The organism is Mucilaginibacter sp. UR6-11 (assembly GCF_020880695.1).
Taxonomy (GTDB): Bacteria; Bacteroidota; Bacteroidia; order Sphingobacteriales; family Sphingobacteriaceae; genus Mucilaginibacter.
Map to the genome: position 1 here is coordinate 1 of NZ_JAJIWO010000005.1, position 20,991 is coordinate 20,991.

General features: G+C 43.0%; 16 protein-coding genes. 10 read left to right on the top strand and 6 right to left on the bottom strand.

Features of this window, described 5'->3' with window-relative positions:
* Positions 1-131 precede the first annotated feature (131 nt).
* The gene (locus LJ658_RS12590; RefSeq protein WP_230546872.1) at positions 132-1,580 is read right to left on the bottom strand and encodes a hypothetical protein; all 1,449 of its coding nucleotides are present in this window, start codon (positions 1,578-1,580) and stop codon (positions 132-134) included.
* A gap of 226 nt (positions 1,581-1,806) precedes the next feature.
* Between LJ658_RS12590 and LJ658_RS12595 the strand changes: the two genes are divergently transcribed.
* From LJ658_RS12595 to LJ658_RS12610, 4 genes are all read left to right on the top strand, one after another.
* Positions 1,807-2,808 carry a hypothetical protein gene (locus LJ658_RS12595; RefSeq protein WP_230546873.1) on the top strand — a complete coding sequence of 334 codons (1,002 nt, stop codon included), beginning with the start codon at positions 1,807-1,809 and terminating at the stop codon, positions 2,806-2,808.
* The gene (locus LJ658_RS12600) at positions 2,768-3,130 is read left to right on the top strand and encodes a hypothetical protein (protein ID WP_230546874.1); all 363 of its coding nucleotides are present in this window, start codon (positions 2,768-2,770) and stop codon (positions 3,128-3,130) included. The genes LJ658_RS12595 and LJ658_RS12600 overlap by 41 nt, the downstream gene beginning before the upstream one ends.
* Complete coding sequence (locus LJ658_RS12605; protein ID WP_214070730.1) at positions 3,127-3,876, top strand: hypothetical protein; 750 nt, start codon at positions 3,127-3,129, stop codon at positions 3,874-3,876. The genes LJ658_RS12600 and LJ658_RS12605 overlap by 4 nt, the downstream gene beginning before the upstream one ends.
* Before the next feature lie 83 nt (positions 3,877-3,959).
* Positions 3,960-7,235 (top strand): SNF2-related protein, encoded by a 3,276-nt coding sequence (locus tag LJ658_RS12610; protein ID WP_230546875.1) that lies wholly within the window; start codon positions 3,960-3,962, stop codon positions 7,233-7,235.
* Positions 7,236-7,283: 48 nt separating this feature from the next.
* Here the strand turns inward: LJ658_RS12610 and LJ658_RS12615 are convergent, their stop codons facing one another.
* Positions 7,284-7,469 (bottom strand): hypothetical protein, encoded by a 186-nt coding sequence (locus LJ658_RS12615; RefSeq protein WP_230546876.1) that lies wholly within the window; start codon positions 7,467-7,469, stop codon positions 7,284-7,286.
* A gap of 391 nt (positions 7,470-7,860) precedes the next feature.
* On the opposite strand from LJ658_RS12615, the gene LJ658_RS12620 reads away from it, so the two are divergent.
* The 6 genes from LJ658_RS12620 to LJ658_RS12645 are packed head-to-tail and all read left to right on the top strand — an operon-like array spanning position 7,861 to position 15,155.
* Positions 7,861-8,709, top strand: coding sequence for an ATP-binding cassette domain-containing protein (locus LJ658_RS12620; protein ID WP_230546877.1), 849 nt, complete (start codon positions 7,861-7,863; stop codon positions 8,707-8,709).
* A complete protein-coding gene (locus LJ658_RS12625) occupies positions 8,702-9,475 on the top strand; it encodes a hypothetical protein (RefSeq protein WP_230546878.1) in 774 nt (257 codons plus the stop codon). The genes LJ658_RS12620 and LJ658_RS12625 overlap by 8 nt, the downstream gene beginning before the upstream one ends.
* Before the next feature lie 9 nt (positions 9,476-9,484).
* A complete protein-coding gene (locus tag LJ658_RS12630) occupies positions 9,485-9,865 on the top strand; it encodes a GntR family transcriptional regulator (protein WP_230546879.1) in 381 nt (126 codons plus the stop codon).
* Entirely contained in the window at positions 9,862-10,605 is a 744-nt protein-coding gene (locus tag LJ658_RS12635) for a hypothetical protein (protein ID WP_230546880.1), read from the top strand. Before LJ658_RS12630 ends, LJ658_RS12635 begins: the two co-directional genes overlap by 4 nt.
* Entirely contained in the window at positions 10,602-11,492 is an 891-nt protein-coding gene (locus LJ658_RS12640) for an ABC transporter ATP-binding protein (RefSeq protein ID WP_230546881.1), read from the top strand. The genes LJ658_RS12635 and LJ658_RS12640 overlap by 4 nt, the downstream gene beginning before the upstream one ends.
* 21 nt (positions 11,493-11,513) lie before the next feature.
* Positions 11,514-15,155, top strand: a complete 3,642-nt coding sequence (locus LJ658_RS12645) for a hypothetical protein (protein WP_230546882.1) — start codon at positions 11,514-11,516, stop codon at positions 15,153-15,155.
* Positions 15,156-15,204: 49 nt separating this feature from the next.
* On the opposite strand, the gene LJ658_RS12650 is transcribed toward LJ658_RS12645, so the two are convergent.
* The 4 genes from LJ658_RS12650 to LJ658_RS12660 all read right to left on the bottom strand — a co-directional run bounded on the left by LJ658_RS12650 (position 15,205) and on the right by LJ658_RS12660 (position 20,939).
* Positions 15,205-15,423 carry a hypothetical protein gene (locus tag LJ658_RS12650; RefSeq protein WP_230546883.1) on the bottom strand — a complete coding sequence of 73 codons (219 nt, stop codon included), beginning with the start codon at positions 15,421-15,423 and terminating at the stop codon, positions 15,205-15,207.
* Positions 15,424-15,452: 29 nt separating this feature from the next.
* A complete protein-coding gene (locus LJ658_RS20565) occupies positions 15,453-15,704 on the bottom strand; it encodes a DUF2116 family Zn-ribbon domain-containing protein (RefSeq protein ID WP_370632976.1) in 252 nt (83 codons plus the stop codon).
* A gap of 167 nt (positions 15,705-15,871) precedes the next feature.
* Complete coding sequence (locus tag LJ658_RS12655; protein WP_230546884.1) at positions 15,872-17,791, bottom strand: SusD/RagB family nutrient-binding outer membrane lipoprotein; 1,920 nt, start codon at positions 17,789-17,791, stop codon at positions 15,872-15,874.
* Between the two features lie 31 nt (positions 17,792-17,822).
* Entirely contained in the window at positions 17,823-20,939 is a 3,117-nt protein-coding gene (locus LJ658_RS12660) for a SusC/RagA family TonB-linked outer membrane protein (protein ID WP_230546885.1), read from the bottom strand.
* Positions 20,940-20,991: the final 52 nt, after the last annotated feature.

Here is a 20,991-nt window from a genome sequence, read left to right on the forward strand (position 1 = left end):
CCTACAAAAAGGGCTCAGAAGAATCTGAGTCGATGCATTTAGACGAGAAAAAGCTATATTCACAAATCACATCTGACAACTTTTAAAACCAAATAACTGTCAGATCAAGTAGTGGCTATTACAATTTAATCCTACATAATTAACTCATCCAATTTTGTGGACATGAAACGATCGATGTTAGTCTCATTATTTTGATCTCGATATACCAACAATGTCTCGATGTCTTGATCTGTTAAAACGATTATAATTCCTTGGTGATCATTGAGGACATCTTTGCAACGTCGAATTAAGGCAGATTTGTCTGCGATACTTCGACATAGCAAAATTCCAAATTTTCCACGCAGCGTACTAAAACGTCCAAGTAATTGGTCGACCTCGGGATTACCTATTTCATGACCGTAATTTTTGCATTCTATAAGGATTTTGGGGCACTTGATGTGATGTAAATTATTTAAATCATAAAAAAAGCCGTTTTTATCAGCATTATTAAAAACGATATCAATCCGTTTTCGCCCTTCATTAATTTCACGTTCACGCAAAGGATTCGTTAATCTATTGCCGAAAATTTGAATTAAATTATCAAAAGCGATTTTATGGAAATTTCCAGCGTCTTGATTACCTGGCTTAATGGCTGCCATAATTAACTTGCGTTCAGTCGAATTAAGAATTCTTTTTTTTGTTTCTAACTGGACTTTGCCGCCCTGTTTCAACGCAGAAGTTCGCAATTCTTCCTTATACTTTGTTAAGATTTTGGGATGGAGCTTTGAAAATTCGTAAAGAAAATCAACATTCAAAGGATATTTGTCTTTAAGATCACCTATTCTAACGATTACAGAGCCATTTTTCATTACAGTGGCTAATGCGTCGCCCGCATGCTCGTGTTCAGCCCTTAAAAACTCCAAAACAAAATTTCGATAATATTTATCTTTACTTAATTCTGGGTCTCGCCTAACGCTATGGATGGGCAGCAAGATCTTGGCTCTCCCATTAATGACCGGTAGGTCAGCATAATAGCTTATAAAATTGAAGTTTTCAAAATCAAAAGCGTTATTTACGGCAACCCTGCTTACCGGTATTTGATGTTTTGCACATTGTTTTTGAGTAAATTCAATAAGCTTCTTCTTTAGAATATTTGCAGTAATATCAGAAATTTTATCGCGACTTATGCCAGGAATCAACAACGCACAGTCAGCAATATCTTTTATATCCCCTGATTTAGCAGCCTCGCTTGATTCAAAAGCTGATTGAATTTCTAATGCCTGCATCTTACCAATACCCCGGCCGCTTGGTTCGTTAGCTGAGTATCCTAATGCTATTTCATCCACCTCATGCAGGGCATTGAGCAACTTAGCCACTGTCTTTTTATCCCCTCTATTAATACTGTCCAAAAGATACTGGAAGTAAGTTGCAATTTGATCTTCGCACTCTTTTGACCAAGTATCCCTCATCGCCGAGAGTCCGAATGGGTCGAGAAATAAGGGAATATCCTGGTAGGCGTAGATGTCTAAAAAATCATATCTGCCATCAGCTAATTTAAAATATTCACTAAATTTTTGGGGTGTTATTCTTTCTACTTTCATGACCAGGTTTATCATTCAAATATAGGTCACAAGTTAAAGGTATGCTATGTTATTTCCTAACAATCAGTCATTTGCCAACACTTATGTATCCAACTTAAGTTATGGGAAAGCTTTTAAAGGTGCAGTTATTTGTATCTATTATATAAATACGCGATATTTATAGTTATAAATCTTATGCATTCAATATTTCATCAAATAAGATGATCAAATTCAACAATTATACCGCATGAAAAATAGTGACAACTCATTGTCAGAAAATTTAATTAAAGATTGTTCACGTATTGGCTATTCTGCTATGTCATCGTGGATGAAGGAAAATGAAGTTGAAATGTCGGCGGCCGATAATTTTTTAGATGCAATTGCATTAACAATTGCTGACGGTAAATTATCAGTTGAACAGCTTAATACTGCGATTGCTGAACTCGATGAGAACAGTGACAAGAAGATTTTTTTGATGCGTTTAATGAATCTACCTGAATTAGCCGGAAAGAAGGAAATCTTAAAAGAGTTATTTATCAAACACAGAATTGCCCCTTCCGATAAAAAATGGGTGAATGGCCTAGTAACTTCTAACCAACCAACCTTTATTTATCTATTTTGGGACGAAGATATTATCAAATTAAAATATTCCGAGATCCAGTATGATATTGAGATGGATATTGAAAATGATAAAATTGTCAGAACTGCGAAACGAGTAAATGTTATCTATCTTATTGATCCCAAGGATGGCTTTGTTCAAGTACGGTGTGATAGTGCTAAGATGCTTCACCAACACAAGAATGATGCAGGCAAAGCAACAGATAGCTCTTTTGAACAATATTATAAAAACTTATTGGCTGAATTGTTTCCGACACTTGTTTTCCAGGATATGAATTTGAATCGGCTGGCCAATCATATCGCTAATAATGAGTTAAGCAAATTCAGAATCACAAAAGGGGTAACTACTATTACCAATAATGCAAAACAAACATTTGCTACATCTTCTACTCAAGCAGATATTCGTAACTTACCGGAATATGCCGGGGCAGCGGCTACAGGATCAGAAACTTGGTTATCCGAGGATCTGGTAGGGTATTGGGTTTCGAAGGAATCCGAGGGCGCCTTGAAAAAAGATCTTTTTATGCGGATTTACCGCAAATATTCTCAAATTAGGGTGCAACGCGGATGTTTGGCCAAAGAGCTTGATTATGGAATTAGCAAGATTAGAGAAATACAAAACTCAATTTAGGCTCTTCAAAAGTGCTATTGATTCTATGCAGTCTTATTTACAGAAAGTAAATAGGCAGGCAAAGGATGCAGTTATAATCACGCCTTATAATTTGTCTGCGGTTTTAAATATACCCGAAACCGACGCTTTTTTTTTATTGTCCTTAGCCGAAAAGGAAAATATCCTCCATAAGAAATATAAGGTTTTTGCAACAGCTGGCAATGATTTTTTAGGCGATTTTGACGACACGCATAGCATTCCCGAAGAGATTACTGATCCTGAGGGAAACAGCTTTGATCGGGATCATTATTACGTTGATATCACTTACGAGCTTGAAAAATGAGCAAGCCGTTAAAATTTAGTTATAATGGAGGGCTCGCAACAGAAGTTGATATTGTAGCCGAAGCTTTCAAAAGGGTAGAAAGTTTACCCGCTGATGTCAGAACAGAGTATATTAATCAGATAAAACAAACCTTTTCCAATTATCGAATGAGAAGTAAATTTCAAACTATTTTTTTACCCATTATTGGTGTTGTTTTTTTGGTGGGGATACTTTATCTCGCCTATTTTACACCTTTTCCTACCGCATTCCAATCTGGTGTATTTTGGTTGGTTTTATCTTTGGGCGCTGCTGGTTTCGCTTCGTTAATTCCCGGTTTCATAGAATTCAAATATCAAAAATTTCTTCGTGCGGGCGGAGCGTTGGCAGTTTTTTGTTTAATGTACTTTTTTTCTCCCGACATCATCAACAAAACCAATCAATCAGTGCAAAATAAGATCGAGCTACAGGTTGTTCAAGACGACGGCAAAGTTGTTCAATCAATCGCCCCAGATTTTGATATGAACAGTCGGGTGCCGCTCTATAAAGCAATTTCCGAATCTGTAAATAATTATTATGGGAGTAGTTTTGGACCGGAGCACTATACTTTATATAGAGCCTCAGATGGAAAAGTTTATACCGCCGAGACATGCAATCAATTAAGAGAGTTTAAAATTTTGGTTATTCCTAACGCGGTTGTAGCCCATTTTAAAAACAAACGTGAAGCCTATTTAAAATTCGTTAATAAAGGCAATGCCGTGATAAAATAGACATAGCTCAAGAAGTTACGCGAAAGTTGTTAGCGATAAGTTGTTAATTATCATTACCTTCAATATCATCCTAATTCCTGAATGTGTCACGCGCCAAGATCATAATTCCTATTGTCAATCAGCAGCTGATGGACTTCGATAATCCGCCGCCGCCATTGGTCGTGTGGCCGGATCAGTATTTGTTTCCGTTGAATTTAAAAGAGGGGGATTTTAAACGCACGGTACTGGCGGTGGTAGAGGCGGATATTGCGGCCAGTGAATCATATTTGGTGGTGACGGGGTTTACATCTTTGGCGCATATTATTGAATTGTTTGGTGGGCGGGTTAGTTTTGATCGGTTGCGGGAGGTGCGCATCGCACTGGGTTTTGAACCGGAATTGCGGGAACGGAAGTTGTGGAAGCGTGCGGAGTTAGATCAGGATGTAAAGGAGTATTGGGCCGGACAGCATTATTCCTTGCTGAATGGTGGCGTAGTGATTAAAGTGATAGAATTGATCAAAGCAGATAAAATCTGTTTTCGTTTATCAGATAAATTGCATGCTAAGATTTATGTAGGTGAACAGCATGTTGTACTGGGTTCGGCGAACTTCAGCCGAAACGGCCTAACCATCCAGCGAGAAGCTAATATAAGACTGGCGAATGATCCGCTGAAGCCAGTCGAACAGCAACAATACGGACAGGTCAAACAGATCGCAGAGAATTTTTATCTGCTAGCCAAGTCTTATAACGAGACGATTATCGAACTGCTGAAGAATTTACTGAAGCTGGTGACCTGGGAGGAGGCGTTGGCGCGGGCCATCGCCGAATTATTGGACAAGCCCTGGCTGAATGACATCCCGGAACTGTATAATAAACTTAACAGCTTGAAATTATGGCCATCCCAGCGGCTGGGTTTGGGCCAGGCGATGTATATTTTGCAAACACAGGGTTGTGTACTGGTCGCTGATCCGACGGGTTCAGGTAAGACCAAAATGATCAGTACCCTGCAATTGGTGCTTTATCATTGGCTGTGGGAAACCGGGCGGCGGAATAAATCTTACGCGGTGACCATTTGCCCACCGTTAGTAAAAGACAGTTGGCACAAGGAATTTGTGGATATTGAATTTTCGCAAAGTGGTCAAATTTCCATGGGGGCTCTGAGTTATACTAAAGGAGACAGTCATGGTACGCATTTAAAAGAGATCCGGAACGCCAATATTTTGGTTGTAGACGAAGCGCATAACTTTTTAAATCTGCATTCCTATCGCAGTATGAGTGTGGCAGAACATACATCCGATAATATCATCCTGGCGACGGCAACGCCGATCAATAAGCGCCCCAAAGATCTCATGCGCCTGATCGAATTGCTTGGAGTAGATAATCTGGGTGATCAGGAGCTGGAGGATTTTAAAGCCTTAAAAAAACAGCGGCATATTAAAAGCAATTCCCCCGAATTTGGCGCACTCAAAACATACATCGAGAAGTTCATCGTCCGGCGAACGAAATCTCAGCTCAATAAACTGATCGAACGAGAACCCCACTTATATGTAAACCGCGAAGGAAAACAATGCCGTTACCCGGAAAATGCACCTGAGATCTATAAGACTGGTGAAACAGTTCAAGACCGGCGTATTGCCGCCGAGGTCAATACACTGGCCGACAAGTTGAACGGACTGATTTATTTGCAGGCCATCATCAAACCCGATGACCTGGAAACTAAAGACGAAGCTTATTATATTGAGGTACGTTTAAGGGCAGCTAAAGCGCTGTCGAAATACAATATCCAGGCTAAAATGCGCTCTTCAAAAGCCGCCTTGCTGGAACATGTCAAAGGAACGGAGGCCGCGCTGACAGAATATGATTTCAAATCGGCCAAAGATAAATCCGGCAATGTGATCGGGACATTGCGCAAGCTAAGGGAAAAGTTACCTAAAAACCAGCTTAAACCCGTTTGCCCGGCATGGCTGACCGATTTGGCGGCATATCAGCAGGTCTGCGATGACGAGATCGGTATTTATGAAAGGATCGCCCAGCTTTCTATCAATTTGAGTCCCGCCCGTGAATTAAAAAAGGTTGGGGAATTATTAAAACTTTTCAAAGAGCATAAGCTGGTGCTGGCTTTCGACAGTACGGTGCTGACACTCGATTTTTTGAGTAAACTTATTGAGCTGCATCACTCCAACCATGTAATCACCCATCATGTGGTGACGGGAGCCTCCTCTAAAACTACCGTGAAAAATATCTTGAAAAAATTCGACTTGGGTTCCACCAGTGAAAATGTACTGGCACTTTGCTCCGATTCGATGTCGGAAGGAGTAAATCTGCAGCAGGCCTCCGCTTTGATGTTCTTAGATATGCCCAGTGTCCTTCGTATTGCGGAACAACGCATCGGCCGTATCGACCGATTGGATAGCCCTCATGATAAGGTCAAAGTCTACTGGCCGCTGGATAGTATCGAATTCGCCTTGCGCTCCGATGAGCGCTTGATCAAGACTTCTTTTGACACCGAAAGCCTGATCGGGTCCAACTTTACCATCCCCGATGAGATCATGGACAAGCATATGGAAAAGGTAATCAAGCCGGACGAAATGATTAAAGCGATCAAGGAAAATAAAGACCAAGAATATTTGTGGGCCGGTGTACAGGATGCGTTTACCAGTGTACACGAATTGTATGAAGGGAAAAATACACTGATTGACCTTAAAACGTATGAGACCTGGAAGGATGTAGATGCCAGCGTCAAAGTCAAACTCAGCATAGGGCGTTCTGAAAAACCCTGGATATTCCTGGCAGTAAAAGGGACAAAAGCCATTTCGCCACGCTGGTATTTTGTGGATGACAATCAAAAGATATCTATTGAATTGGGCGAAGTTTGTCAACAATTACGTTCCCATATCAACGGCACCAAACATTGGGAAATGAAATGGTCAGATGATGTCCAGCCGGAACTGGACCGATACATCAAGCTGTTGTTGCGAAATGAGATCAATATTCTACCCAGCAAACGCAAACGGGCCATTGAAGTGGCCAAAGTAATTTTAGAACGGGAACTGAAACAGGCCGCTAAAAATATACCGCGCCGTAAACTCATCCGGGATATCCTGGAAATGTTCGATCCTAAAATTGTCAATACCGAGGATAATATCGACTATTATCATTTTTCCCAGCAATGGCTGGATATTTTTACGCCTATTCTGGCAGAAAAAAAACGGAAACAGGGTAAGAGGGATAGAAAGGTTTTATCCCTGTTAGATCTTAAAAACGATAAATCCATTGAACTTAGCGATGAGATGTTGGCAAAAATACTAAATCATGCGCCTTTGATTGTCAATATGTGGAGCCGGGTCGCCTCCTGCATCATCGGTTTGCCCGAGAACTAATTATGGACAAGATACCGGTATCCAAAGCCAACCGCATCCGCAAGAAATTTATCCATCCACAACAACGACTACCAAATCCCCGAAGAATGCCGGCAAACTATTAACCAGCACTTCGCCACCCGTAACCAACATTTCCTCGAAAAACCCAAACACACCGGCCATAAAATATGGGGCCAGAAAACTAGCACTTCCGTATTCAAAGACACCTACCATTGATTCTGTCCGAATCGACATTTTTATGAAATGTTGTTACTTATTTGTAACTAAAAAATCCATAACTATCTGATAGTCAATATTTTTTACTTTTCTGTTAGAAAGTGAGCAAAAAAAGTTATTAACATCTTGATTATCAATAAAATAATGCTTATCTTATTTTTTGTTACTATTTTGTAACTCAAATCTCATAACTATCTAATAATCAACGACACATAACTTTCTGTATCGGTAAATAGAGGGGTAAAGCCCTGCCAGGAAATTGGCAGGGCTTTGTTGTTTGCTTTTTTTTGACCTTCGGCTTGTATTTAAAATAGTTATTGTGTTGATTCTGGTAAAATTTTTCAAAAATATTTGCAAGTGATAAAAGAATAATTACTTTTGAAGTGTATTATCATATTAATACACTAATATGGTTAAAATCGATCAACTTAATTTTGCGTACCACGGGGACAGGCGGGTATTGCGCGATATCAATCTCAACCTGCAGCCGGGGCATATTTATGGTTTGCTGGGTAAAAACGGCTCCGGCAAATCCACTTTGCTGAAATGTATGGCCGGTTTAGTGTTTCCTACCGCCGGGGCGTGCCTGCTGAACGGTCAGAATACGGCACTGCGTTCAGTTGGCGTTTTGCAGGAGCTTTATTTTATACCTGAAGATATTTATGTGCCGGCGCTTAGCCCCGAACAGTTTGTTAATAACACCGCCATTTTTTATCCCCGTTTTGACTGGGCCCAATTCGTTCATTTTTTGCAGTTATTGGAGGTCGATCCAAAACGGCCCATGAATAAGTTATCCTATGGCCAGCAAAAAAAGGCCATGGTTGCCTTCGGCTTAGCCACCGGTACCCGATTGCTGATCATGGACGAACCCACCAACGGTTTGGATATCCCTTCGAAGATCCAGTTTCGCAAGCTCATTGCTGCTGCCGTCTCTGACGATCGCTGTATTGTTATATCAACGCACCAGGTCAGGGACCTCGACAACCTGATCGATACGCTTCTACTGATTGACCAGGAGCGGGTTACCGTAAACGTCCTGGTTGATGAATTAAGTGACAAATTGATCTTTGGTTTTTTTGATGATACGACGGGCCTGGATGTAATTTATTCGGAAGAAACCCTGAAAGGACACTACGTGATCGCCCGTAATACTACAGGCAAATACAGCCGCACGGATCTGGAACTTTTATTTAATGCCGTAGTTACCGGTAACCCGGCTTTGCTGGAGATTTTGAAGGAGGGAGGTACCCATGTCTAAGTATTTCTTCTTCCAGCGTTTTTTGCGACTGCTTATTAAACACAGCGCCGAACATTATCGTACCTACCTGATGTCAACAGCGGTATTAGTCGGCGTGATGCTGTTTGGCGGCGGGTTTTTGTTTGTCCTGATGCCTGACCCGCCTGATGCCGGTTTTCAGAATGTCTGTTTTGTCATGCTGCTATTGTTGTCCGGAACGATGTTTACCAGCACGATATTCAGTGATTTTGGCGAAAAGAACAAAGCTTCGGCAGTTATTATTTTACCGGCTACCACGTTAGAAAAATTCTTGGTTGGCTGGCTGTATTCTTATGTGCTGTTTATCCTTGTTTATACGTTGGTGTTTTTTACAGCGCTGTACGGGCTGGCGAACTTCAGGACCTGGGGAAACAGAGCTTTTATGATATCAAGTCCGGGGCGGGATGTATTGATTGCGGTGTTCACCTTATATTCTTTCCTGCATGCGGTCGCTCTTTTTGGCGCCATGGCGTTTAAACGACTGCATTTTATCAAAACTGCCTTTTTATTTTTCCTGGCCTACGCGGTATTGCTCTTACTTAACTATCTGTTCCTGCATCAGCTTACCGGGGCTCAATTTGTACATGTTGACGTTCCGTTTGCCGGTCTGAGTTTGATGAGCGACGGGAGGTATTACGTCGTTGAAAATGCCTCCTCGGCAACAGTTGTTGTCGTGGTAAGTCTGGTGGTTTCATTGCTGCTTTGGGCCTCAGCTTATTATAAAATGAAAGAAAAACAAGTAGTATAGGAGCGTCAGATGGAATTTAAAGATAACGAACCTATTTATGTCCAGATCGCGGCCCTGATCTGCGAAAAGATCATCACCGGTCAATGGCCCGCCGGTCAGCGCATCCTGTCAGTGCGCGACCTTGGCGTAGAACTGGAAGTGAACCCAAATACCGTGATGCGCGCTTACGATTTTTTACAAACGCTGGGTGTATTATATACAAAACGCGGTGTCGGGCTTTTTATGGCCGATGACGCGGTAGAGAAAGTGAAGGCGCACCGCAAACAGGAGTTCGCGGCCCAATACCTGCCGGATTTTTTTAAACAGCTGTACCTGTTGGACATCCCGCTGGATGAGATCGCCCGCCAGTATCAGGCATTTAAAGAAGAACAGAGAAAAACGAAGTCATGAAAAAAAGCACGAAAATATTTATTGCCGCAATACTGGTTTTGTTAGCCAGCCTGGCTATACACGATCTTGGTTTACGCGCGGCCTACTTAAAAGGAGATTACAAAAAACCTTACTATGGTTTTGAGCAGCTGGATTTAAGCGCTTTCGACCGTATCCAACTCGATGCGGCTACCGCTGCAAACCTTAAAATAGAACAAGGGCCTTTTCAAGTCCGCGTTAATCCACAGGCTAAAGGCTTTTTAAGACTCAAGCAGGAAAATGGCACTTTGCATATCAGTGCGGAGTTTCCGGAACATTACCAGGGCGTCAACGCGCCTTATGTGGTCTATGTGCGATGTCCTGAGCTGCAGGTGCTTAAAGTGAATGCCCGTTATACCTTTGCCGGTCATCCGGTTACCGACACTTCCGCTCGCGATCCCGATTGGAAGCCTACGCTGGTTTCGGGTTTTAAGGCAGACAGCCTGTATATCGAGGAAGATTTTGCGGCTAATGTACGCCTGGAAAATAACCAGCTCCGGCAACTCCATGTTGTCGCGGGTGTCAGCCGGCATGCCGGTTCTGCGCTGACTATTGGCGCCGGCAATATAATCAATAAGGCAGATCTGGACATCCGTAATTACAGCCTGCTGCGTTTACAGGGCATTACGCATGGAACAACAAATTATAAGCTGGCCGACGGCGCTCATTTAGCTATGGATGGCCTGGCCTCCAAACCATTTATTAAAAACATACAACCATGAAATTAGTCATCAATTCACTCTCAAAAACGTATGCCAACGGTGTACATGCGCTCAAAAATGTGTCGCTAACGCTGACCAACGGCATGTTTGGTCTGCTTGGCCCTAATGGGGCCGGTAAATCATCCCTGATGCGCACCATTGCCACTTTGCAGGAGGCCGACAGCGGCAGTATCCTGCTGGACGAGCTCGATGTTTTGAAGGATAAAACGCGTGTCCGGCAATTATTGGGTTACCTGCCCCAGGAGTTTGGCGTATACCCTAAAATTTCGGCCGAGCGCATGCTGGATCATATCGCGCAGCTCAAAGGCGTGGCTAACGGCGGTGAGCGAAAAGAACTGGTAAGCGGATTATTGGAAAAGGTCAATTTATTTAAGGACCGTAAAAAGCACCTGGGCACTTACTCCGGCGGGATGAAACAACGCTTTGGCATTGCCCAGGCGCTAATCGGTGATCCCAAACTGATTATTGTCGATGAGCCAACTGCCGGCCTTGACCCGGCGGAGCGCAACCGTTTCTACAACCTGCTGAGCCAACTGGGCGAAAATACCATTGTTATCCTGTCGACGCACATTGTAGAAGATGTCAGTACACTCTGCTCCAATTTCGCCATCATTTGCCTGGGTGAAGTCCTTTATGCCGGTGAACCTGAAACCGCGGTCAGGCAGCTCGACGGCAAGGTCTATTCCAAAGCGATCGACCAGGGTGAACTTAAATATTACAATGATGTTTACAGCGTCATTTCCACGCAATTGAAATCAGGAAAGCTACATATCCGTATCCTGATGGAAAGCGGTACGCCTCAAGATGGTTTTGTGATTACCCCGCCAAACCTTGAAGATGTCTATTTCAGTAATATCGCCAAACGTGTCGATGTTAATACTTTGTAAGTCACTCTAAAACAATAGCTTATGTTTTCTAAAATATTTTGGTTCGAGATCCAAAACAGGATCCGCAGGCCCGCCGTATACTTGTATTTTTTTACCGTACTGGCTTTGACCCTTTTATCTTTCGCTACCGGCTCGTTGCCGGTGGGCGAAAAAGAGCATATCAACTCACCTTACCTGATCAGTTTTTGGTGCGCGGCCATGTCCATGATGATGATGCTCGTCAGTTCATCCGTGATGGGTACGGCCCTGTTCCGGGACATCGAATACCAGACCAAAGACTATTACCTGACTTATCCGATCACCAAGAACGGTTATTTCTGGGGAAGGTTCCTGGGCTCGTTTACTTTTATGCTACTGATTGCACTGGCCATACCCATCGGCATCTACCTGAGCAGTTTTGTCGGTCCGCTGACCGGTAAAACGCTCGCCGCGCAGTTCGGTCCCAACCGGGCTATTTATTATTGGTATCCGTTTTTAATGCTGGCTTTACCCAATATATTTTTCTCATCGGCGGTATTTTTTGGCTTGGTGGCGGTGGTCCGCAACGTTAAAGTCATCTACTTTGGCGGTCTTTTGCTGTTTATGTTTTACACGCTGTCGGTTTATTTTTTGAACCATACCACCAATCTTACGGTTATACAACTGGCGGATCCGTTCGGCCTCAACGGCGTGCGGTTTCAAATGAGCAATTCAAGTACCGACCAGCACAATCAAACGCTGATCCTGATGAACGGTGCGTTCGGGCTCAACCGCATCCTGTGGACGGGTATCAGTTTGATCGTACTGGCCATTACCTATCTTCAGTTTAATTTTGAAAGCTTTTTTGCCGGTAAACGAGACCGTTCAGCTATAGGTGAAGCTGCAAACAGAATCCACCATATCCTGATTCATCCGGCCGTCAGCTTCTCCGGCACTTACAACAGATCGACCCTGAAAAGCCTGATCGGGCTGGAGCTGAGCAATATCCTGCGCGATAATTATTTCAGCATTATCCTTGGCGCCGGCAGTGTCTGGCTGGGCTTTATCCTTTGGCTGGGCGACAATCACCACGGCATCGCCGATTATCCGCGAACAGTGGTCTACCTTGGCTTATTTGCCGAGACCTTTCCGTTTTTATTGTTTTTTATCCTGATGTTCTACACGGGCGAAACGCTGCAGCGCGACCGGATCAGCCGTTACGCCCTCATCAACGATTCGCTCCCCCCGCCAAATTGGGTAATTAATGCTTCCAAGCTAATTACCTTATTGATTATAGCGGTTGGTTTATCTTTCGTACCATTCGTCTTAGGGGTATCGGTACAATTGATCAAAGGGTATACCACGCTCAATCTTCCGGCTTATCTAAGTTTCATATTCGTCATGCTCATGCCAAAATTACTTGCGGCTACGGTATTTTGCTATCTCACGCAGGTAATCTTTAATAATAAATTTGCGGCCTTCGCTTTTGGCATTACGCTTTGGGTCGGCATGTATTTTCTGGACAGTACCAGCACCTTTAATTATCATCTTTTATTATATTCTTATACGCCTAAAAGTGGCATCAATGACATGGATAGCTTGGGTCACATGCTCAAACCCCTGGTTTGGTTTAATGTGTATTGGCTGTTGGGAGCGGGTTTAATGATCGTTTTGACCGGCTTATTTTTCAGCCGTGGGGTGGGTGCCAGTTTTAAGGAACGCCTGCAATTAGTGCCTGAGCGATTTAATCGGGGCAGCAAATTAGCATTAATTGTTGTCCTTCCTTTGTTTCTGGTAACAGGTATGTATATTTATTATAATATAAGCTATCTTAACGAATACCTGACCAAACAAGAAGGTATTGACCGCGCTGTTCTTTATGAAAAGACCCTGAAACGCTATAACGACCTGCCGCTGCCCAAGGTGACGCGTATGATCCTAAAAACGGATCTCTACCCCAAAGAAAAAAAGGCATTTACCGATGCGGTGGTAACTATTATCAACAAAAACCGCCAACCGATTAGCCAGATGTTATTGGACGCGGATATGCTGACCAGTTATTCCATGAGTTTAAACGGAAAACCAATACGCTACACCTGCCCACTTTTATATAAGCACGGCTTGTTTAGCTGGTTCAGGCCTGAAATGGATACTGCGGCCTTCCGCCTCTATACTTTTGATAAACCGCTGGCTCCCGGTGACTCGGCTACGCTGCACATTCGGTCGGCTATTGTTTTTAACGGTTTTCAAAACGGTTTTTATGCCGGGTCCATGCTAAACAATGGCACCTTTTCAAAAGGCGGGCTGCCAAACCTGGGCTATGATGAGGATGATGAGCTTAGCAGCCCCTACGAGCGCAAACAGGCCGGTTTACCGCCAAAGGTTGAAACGGAGATGGCGCAGAACGATCCGAAGGGCTTGCTTAATTTGAAGTCGGGCGCGCCTATTGACCTTTTCGCCGTCGATATCACGGTGAGTACCGATGGTGACCAGCTCGCGGTGGCCAATGGGGAGTTAGTTAAACAATGGAAATCCGGAGATCGTAATTATTTTCACTATATACAAAACAACCCAAAAATGTATATGCCCTTCGGGATCTTTTCGGCAAGATACGCCGTGCGCCGGGATAGCGTAATGCTCGACAGGCCGGTGGCTATTGAAATTTATTATAACCCGGCCCAGGGCAATAATCTTGACCGTTATTTACAGGGTTATAAAGACGGGCTGAGATATATGAGCAAAACCTACGGAAATTATCCTTTCAAACAGATCCGCCTGGTACAATGTTCACCCTATGGCTCTGCCGAAGGCTCGTCTGCAACTCTTGATTTTTACAGCGAATTAAATGGCTGGAACGCTGATTTTACCGATCCTAACCAGAGCGACTATCTTTACAACAGCACCGTATTTAATACCGCGCAACAGTGGTGGCGCTTTCAGGTCGCTCCGAACAGCACGGTCGGCTCACTGGTTATCCCAGAAGGTATTGCCAATTATGATGCGCTGGTGATTAATGAACAAAAATACGGGCGCGGTAATCTGAGAAATACGATAATTAGCCCCTTAGGGTATTACCTGTTCGCCCGTCGCCATATGGATGAATTGGAACGGCCCATCATCAAAGCCAATCAATCGGTGGAATGGGGTTTTAAAACAGGCACTGTTCTTTACGGATTGCGTGAATTGATTGGACAGCAACTTATAGACCAGGCGTTGCTTGAATTCAAAAACACCTATGCATTTAAATCATCCGGCCCTTTCGCCGGCGCGCCTGATCTTTACCGGGTACTGCAAAAACACACGCCCGATTCGCTTCAGTATTACCTGAATGACACCTGGCAAAAGATAACGCTTTACGATAACAAAGTGTTAGCTAACCATATCAAACGGACCGGCCGGCATAACGAATATGAAATTAGTTTTAAAGTACGCATGGCCAAGACCTGGCTGGGGAGTAACGGACAGGAAATACCAGCACTCAACATGAACGACTATTTTGATGTCGGTGTTTATGGCGACGACGCCAAAGCCAAAGACGGGCGAATCATCGGTCATATTATCAAGCAGCAACGTTTCAGGCTAACTGCAGGCGATCATGAACTTAAAATGATCGTTAATGGCAAGCCAAAGGCGGTGGTGCTTGACCCACTGGCTTACCAGCTTGATCGCAATCCAAATGATAACTGGCAGGATATACAACAGTGAGCTGAACAAGGTCCGGCGTTAAGAGCCGGGCTTTGTACTTTTTAATCAATTACTCACGCGCGGTTGGTGGCGGATAATTGTAGTAATCCGGATCATTAATGTTAAATATTTCCAATCGCTTAAAATTGACCAGTAGACGCGTTTCGTTGAGGTCCTCCCAGCCAAGTTCGAAGCAATAATAACGTGTGATTCCTGTTTCAGCTAATTCGCTGCTGGTGTAGAACTTTCGGTCAAAGCCTTTGAAGTACAGATCGGCGAAATCGACCATCTATTCTTCACGGCCGCCGATGGTCTTTTTCAACAGACTATAATTTCTTTTGATAGCCCGAATAACAGCCTGATGAGCATCTTCGTACCAACGACCTGATTTTCCTTATTCCGTTTTCGGGTATCCCTGGCCCGGCAAATATCATCGCAATAACGCTTATCGATGCGGCCATACTTGATTTCTTTGCCGCAATTTAAACAATGTCTTGCCGATTCTTTCATTTGATAATGAATGCGTTGCCTTTTACTAAACGAACGCCGTTCGGCTATAAATGATTGCATTCCGGCTAATTTTTTTGTGCTAGTTTCCGCAACCTTGTAATAAACAGCAATACAACAAATCAGAGGACAAGATAGCAATCTTCAGGGGAACTGTTATACCATTAAAGCAATAAAGGGATGAGTTGGCTCATCCCTTTATTTAGAAAAGAATTATTTCATTAATCTTATTAATGTTTAGCCCACCAAAGAGGGGTTAGTACCGCATCGGGACCACCAAGTGCAGAAACCGCCTGGCCATAGCCGGTGATATTGCTGTTCCTTAACCCTGATGGATATTTCATACGCTGAGCAAAGAATTTAACACTGCTGGTCATATAATTTGAGCTGGTCAAATCCGGCAGATCTGGCATGATATCTTCAACTGCCGGGTTTTCAAAAAATGGCAACCCAAGTCTTCTATGATCATTCCAGGTTTCTAAAGGCAACCATGGTAACTGAGCTAGATATTTTTGAGTGATGATCTTAGTTAATTGATCATTTCTTACACTGCCTGATTTATAAAGATCATTTTTAGGGTAGTTAATAGCAACTGTACCTGTAGCGCCGGTAAGGCCATCTTCATAGTTCATGATATGTGTTGAGCTTGGCTCGGTGGTATGATCCCATTTAACAGATGTACCAACCCTGTTATAATCTGTAGAAGCCAGGTAAGTGCTCAAATTAGCGCTGGTTCCAAAATACTCAAAGCTTTTCGCGATACCTGTTTCGTACGCGGTTTTAGCATCAACCGGTGTAGCCCAGCCACGAACGGCAGCTTCTGCCAAAAGAAAATAAGATTCCCATGGACCAAAAAACACACGTTTGTTGTTACCGTTCCGGTAAACCAGGTTCAAAAGCGGTTTAAAACCATTGGTGGTGATTGCATCGTTCATGCCTGCTTTTGCACCCCAGTTACCATCAACTTTAGCATTCCAGGTATTGGTAGAGGTTAGCGTTTTAACTACTGTACCTGTAGCGTCTTTTAAATCTTTTTGTGTAGCAGTAAAGTTGCTACCGATGGCAGGGTAGTTAGGGTCTGTTGTGTTACCCGGGATACTAAATATCTTGTAGGCACGGGGGTCGATGGTGAAAGGCAGGCCATTGAACCAGTAGCCGGCGGCCGGATCATTAGTCTTGGTTGCAAACTGGTCTGTAAACTTTTGGCCCATCCAGTCGGCCGGTTTAACAGCTGATTGAAAAGATGCGCCCAGCTGATCAGCGGTTTTAACACTACCTAAGCCAAATACAAGGTTGTTGTAGGTTGCAGATATAGGCAAGCCCATCCACGATGATTCTTTCCTGAACACGCTGCTAAACGGGTTGTAGCTGTTTGGGATTTCCTGTACGCTAAAGGTTTGTGAAGCATCTGTAATAAAATCATTAGTAGCGGCTGCGGCCTCAAATTCTGCTTTAGCTTTAGCAGGATCAACCTCTGATAAACGCATAGCCAAACGCATACGCATAGCGTTAGCATATTTGCGCCATTTGGCATAGTCATAACCAAACGCAGGATCTTCACTTTTCAAAGTTTCCGGGTTAGTTACTGTAAGGTCCAGTTTTGAGCTGGCATCTTTCAACTCATCCAGCAGGTAATAATAAACGGTTTTAACATCTTTAAAGTCTGGATTAACTCCCTGGAAACCGTTAATCGGCATAGGGCCAAAGCTGTCAGAAAACTCGCTCATCAGGTACGCTCTCCAAATCCTTGCAACCTGGATAAGATTTTTAGTATACACCTTAGAGGTTCCTTTCGCAATCTGATCGTTACCTACTGAAATAGCGCTATTGGCATTATTTAACCATTGAGATGATTGACGATAATATTCAGATGTCCATCCGTCATCGTATGATCCGCGTGAAAATGTATCACCATCCTCGTCTTGCAAGCCATGACCGCCTACTACCCAGTATAAAATGAACACACGTTCAGACAATCCAGGATCCTGCTGGGCGCCTACTATTGAATTATTAAGGAAATATTCTGTTTGTACCTGGTCTCCATTTGCTTTGAGCGGGTCATTGTTAAGAGCATCAAATTTTTTGCATGAAGATACGGAAAGCAATGCAGCCGTAAGCAGCAAACCTGATTTTTTTAATGTCGTTTTCATATTTTATGAATTAATTATTTTGATCTGAAATTTAGAAGCCTACCGTTAAATTGAATAAAATAGTGCGTGTTGTAGGAAAGCTGCCACTCTCAAACCCAACAGCATTGCCGCCCGTAGCATATGACGATTCAGGGTCCATGCCGTTCATATGGCTTGAAATCAACCAAACATTGTTTGCTGATACACCTATTTTAGCGCGCTGGGCACCTATATGTGATACCAATTTCTGCGGAAGGTTATAGTTTAATTGAACGTTTCTGATACGGATGTTAGATGCATCATATAGATTTGCTTCAGTTACACCAATATTACCATGACCGGCTACTACGGTCCAATAGTTTTGTGGCGTAGTTTTTACGGTGTTGGGTTGATATTGGTTGGTGGTTGTATTTAATACAACACCGCTAACAAGCATGTCTGCTCTGTCACCATTAACTACAGTTTTGTCTGATGTACCGTATTGCTCCATATTAGCAATTGTTCCTGAAAATATCTGACCACCGAAACGGGCATCAACCAGGAATGAAAAATCAAAGTTTTTATAAGAGAATGAGTTGGTAATACCAAGCAGGCTTGATGCCTGTTGATTACCAAGTCTTGCTCTTTCAGGATCTACCTGGGGTAAACCATTGGCATCTAATAATAACTGGCCATTATAAGGGCTGTTTGCGTCTTTTACTCTCAGGAAACGTGAACCGTATATTTCACCAAAAAGCTGGCCGGTTTCAGCAACGATTGACAGATCATCAAAACCGCCAAGCGGGTATTGGGTGACACCATCTGTTAGGTATTTAACGGTATTCCTGTTGATTGAAAAATTGACTGTCGTATTCCAGTTAAAGTTTTTATTTCTGACGATCTTACCGTCAACCATTAGCTCCAGGCCCTTGTTCTGAATATCGCCGGCATTGATTTTTCTATAACTGTAACCACTTAGCTGATCCATTGGCAGGTTGATTAATTGCCTGGTTGCGTTTGTTTTGTACACAGCAAAGTCGAAACCTAAACGACTGTCAAAAAAGCGCATTTCTAAACCAGCCTCAAATGATTTGATCAGTTCGCTCTTAACAGTTGAATCATAAAGTACGTCACCGCGGCTGGCTGTAGTGTTACCATTCGCATCTTTGCTAATAGTATAAGTATTATACAGCTGATATGGATCCATATCATTACCTACCGCTGCAAACGAACCCCTCAGTTTACCATAAGTTAACCATGATGGCAATCCGCCGTTTTTAGCCATTAACTGGGTAAATAAAAACGAAGTACTTACTGAAGGATAAAAATAAGAACGGTTGACAGCGTTTAATGCGGATGACCAGTCATTTCTGAAAGTTCCGTCAACAAACAAGTAACCATCATAATTCAAACCCAATGAGCCGTAAATAGAATAAATATCATGATTAGACAACTTCTGGTCGACTGTCGGGCTACCTGTGCCATTATTGATGAAAAATAAGTTAGGCACCTGCAATGGGTTTGCACTTGCACTTAATGATGAAGACTGACGGTTCATTAAGTTGCCGCCTAATGTTGCGGTTCCTCCCAGTTTTCCAAAAAGGTTATCTTTTTTGGCTGTCAGCAAGCCACTATAGTTAGTTTCAGTAAATGTGTTTTTACCCAATGCATATGATCCTGTAGAAGTAGGTGTCGCACCTGCATAAGTACGGCTTTCGGTATTGGTTGTATAAGTATCAGCACCGCCCCTCAATTCTGCGGTTAACCAATTGTTAAATTGGTATTTGATAGACGCGTTAAGTAAAAACCTGTTCCTGACATCCTCATTAAGGTTATATTTAGATGCCCAGTAAGGGTTCAGCACATTGTTCTGGCGCCACCAAATCATTTTGCCGTTACCATCAGTAGCTGGTTTAAAATCCCTGATATCGATAGATGTTGGCAGTAAAGACATTGCATAGAAATTATTGCTTGGGTTATATCCTGCCTGCGGGCGGTTAAGTGCGGTAGAATTAATGTATTGAACTTTGGTATCAACAGTCCATTTGTCGTCTTTACCAAATTTGCTTACCGTTCTGCCCATGACGTTATTCCTAATTAACTTAGCGCCCGGAATGAAGCTTTTTTCATCAAGCCTGCTATATGAGGTGTAAACGGAAGTTGATTTATATTGTTGCTGTAATGAGATACTTTGATTTGCAGTTAAACCATTATCAAAATAGTTGCCTATGTTATCATAAGTATGTAGCGGCGCGGTGGTTCCGTCCCATTTTTTTTCAGCCTGTCCGGTTGCTTTTGGTCCCCAGCTGTTGTCTGAAGTAGCGCTATATAAGCCACTTTCTCCCTGGCCAAATTCTGTTTGAACACCCGGTCTTTTAAAAATGCTTTCGGTACCTATTGATGATGAAATAGTAATACCTAAGCCTTTTTGTGTCTTACCTGTTTTGGTAGTGATCAATATAGCACCATTACCGGCTCTTGAACCATATAAAGCCGCTGCGGCAGGGCCTTTCAATACGCTAAGGCTTTCTATATCTTCCGGGTTAATATCCGATAAACCGTTACCCATATCCCGCGACGGGTTATAATAATCGTTATTGCCATCCACCGGGCCGATAAAGTTATCCAGCGGTATGCCGTCAACCACAATAAGCGGTTGGTTTGAGCCTGTAAGCGAATTGTTACCACGCAAGGTAATCCTTGATGATCCACCCGGCCCGTTACCAGAGCGCGTTATCTGTAAGCCCGCAACCTGTCCGGACAGGGCATTTACGATATTGGGCTCTTTTGCTGCGGTAAGTGTTTCACCTTTAACTTCCTGTACGGCATAACCCAGTGATTTCTTTTCCCTTTTTATACCTAACGCTGTAACTACTACTTCGTTAAGTGAGGTCTCATCGGCCTCAAGTACCACATCCAGCGTAGATGCTGAACCTACCGTAAATTGGGCAGATTTATAACCAATGAAGGAAAATGTAAGCACAGCGCCGGGCTTAACCTTCAGACTGTATTTACCATCAACATCAGTGGTTGTCCCACTGCCGGTACCTTTTTCGGTAACGCTCACACCGGGCATAGTCTGCCCGGATTTTTCAGTCACTGTCCCGGTGACTGTTGTTTGTGCATAAGCTGTCATTGTTATCACACTAAACAACAAGAAAGCGAAACACCTTACGTAAATTGTTTTCATTGGCTTGGTTTTAAATTAGAATAGAACTTTGGTTATTTATCGATTTATTGAG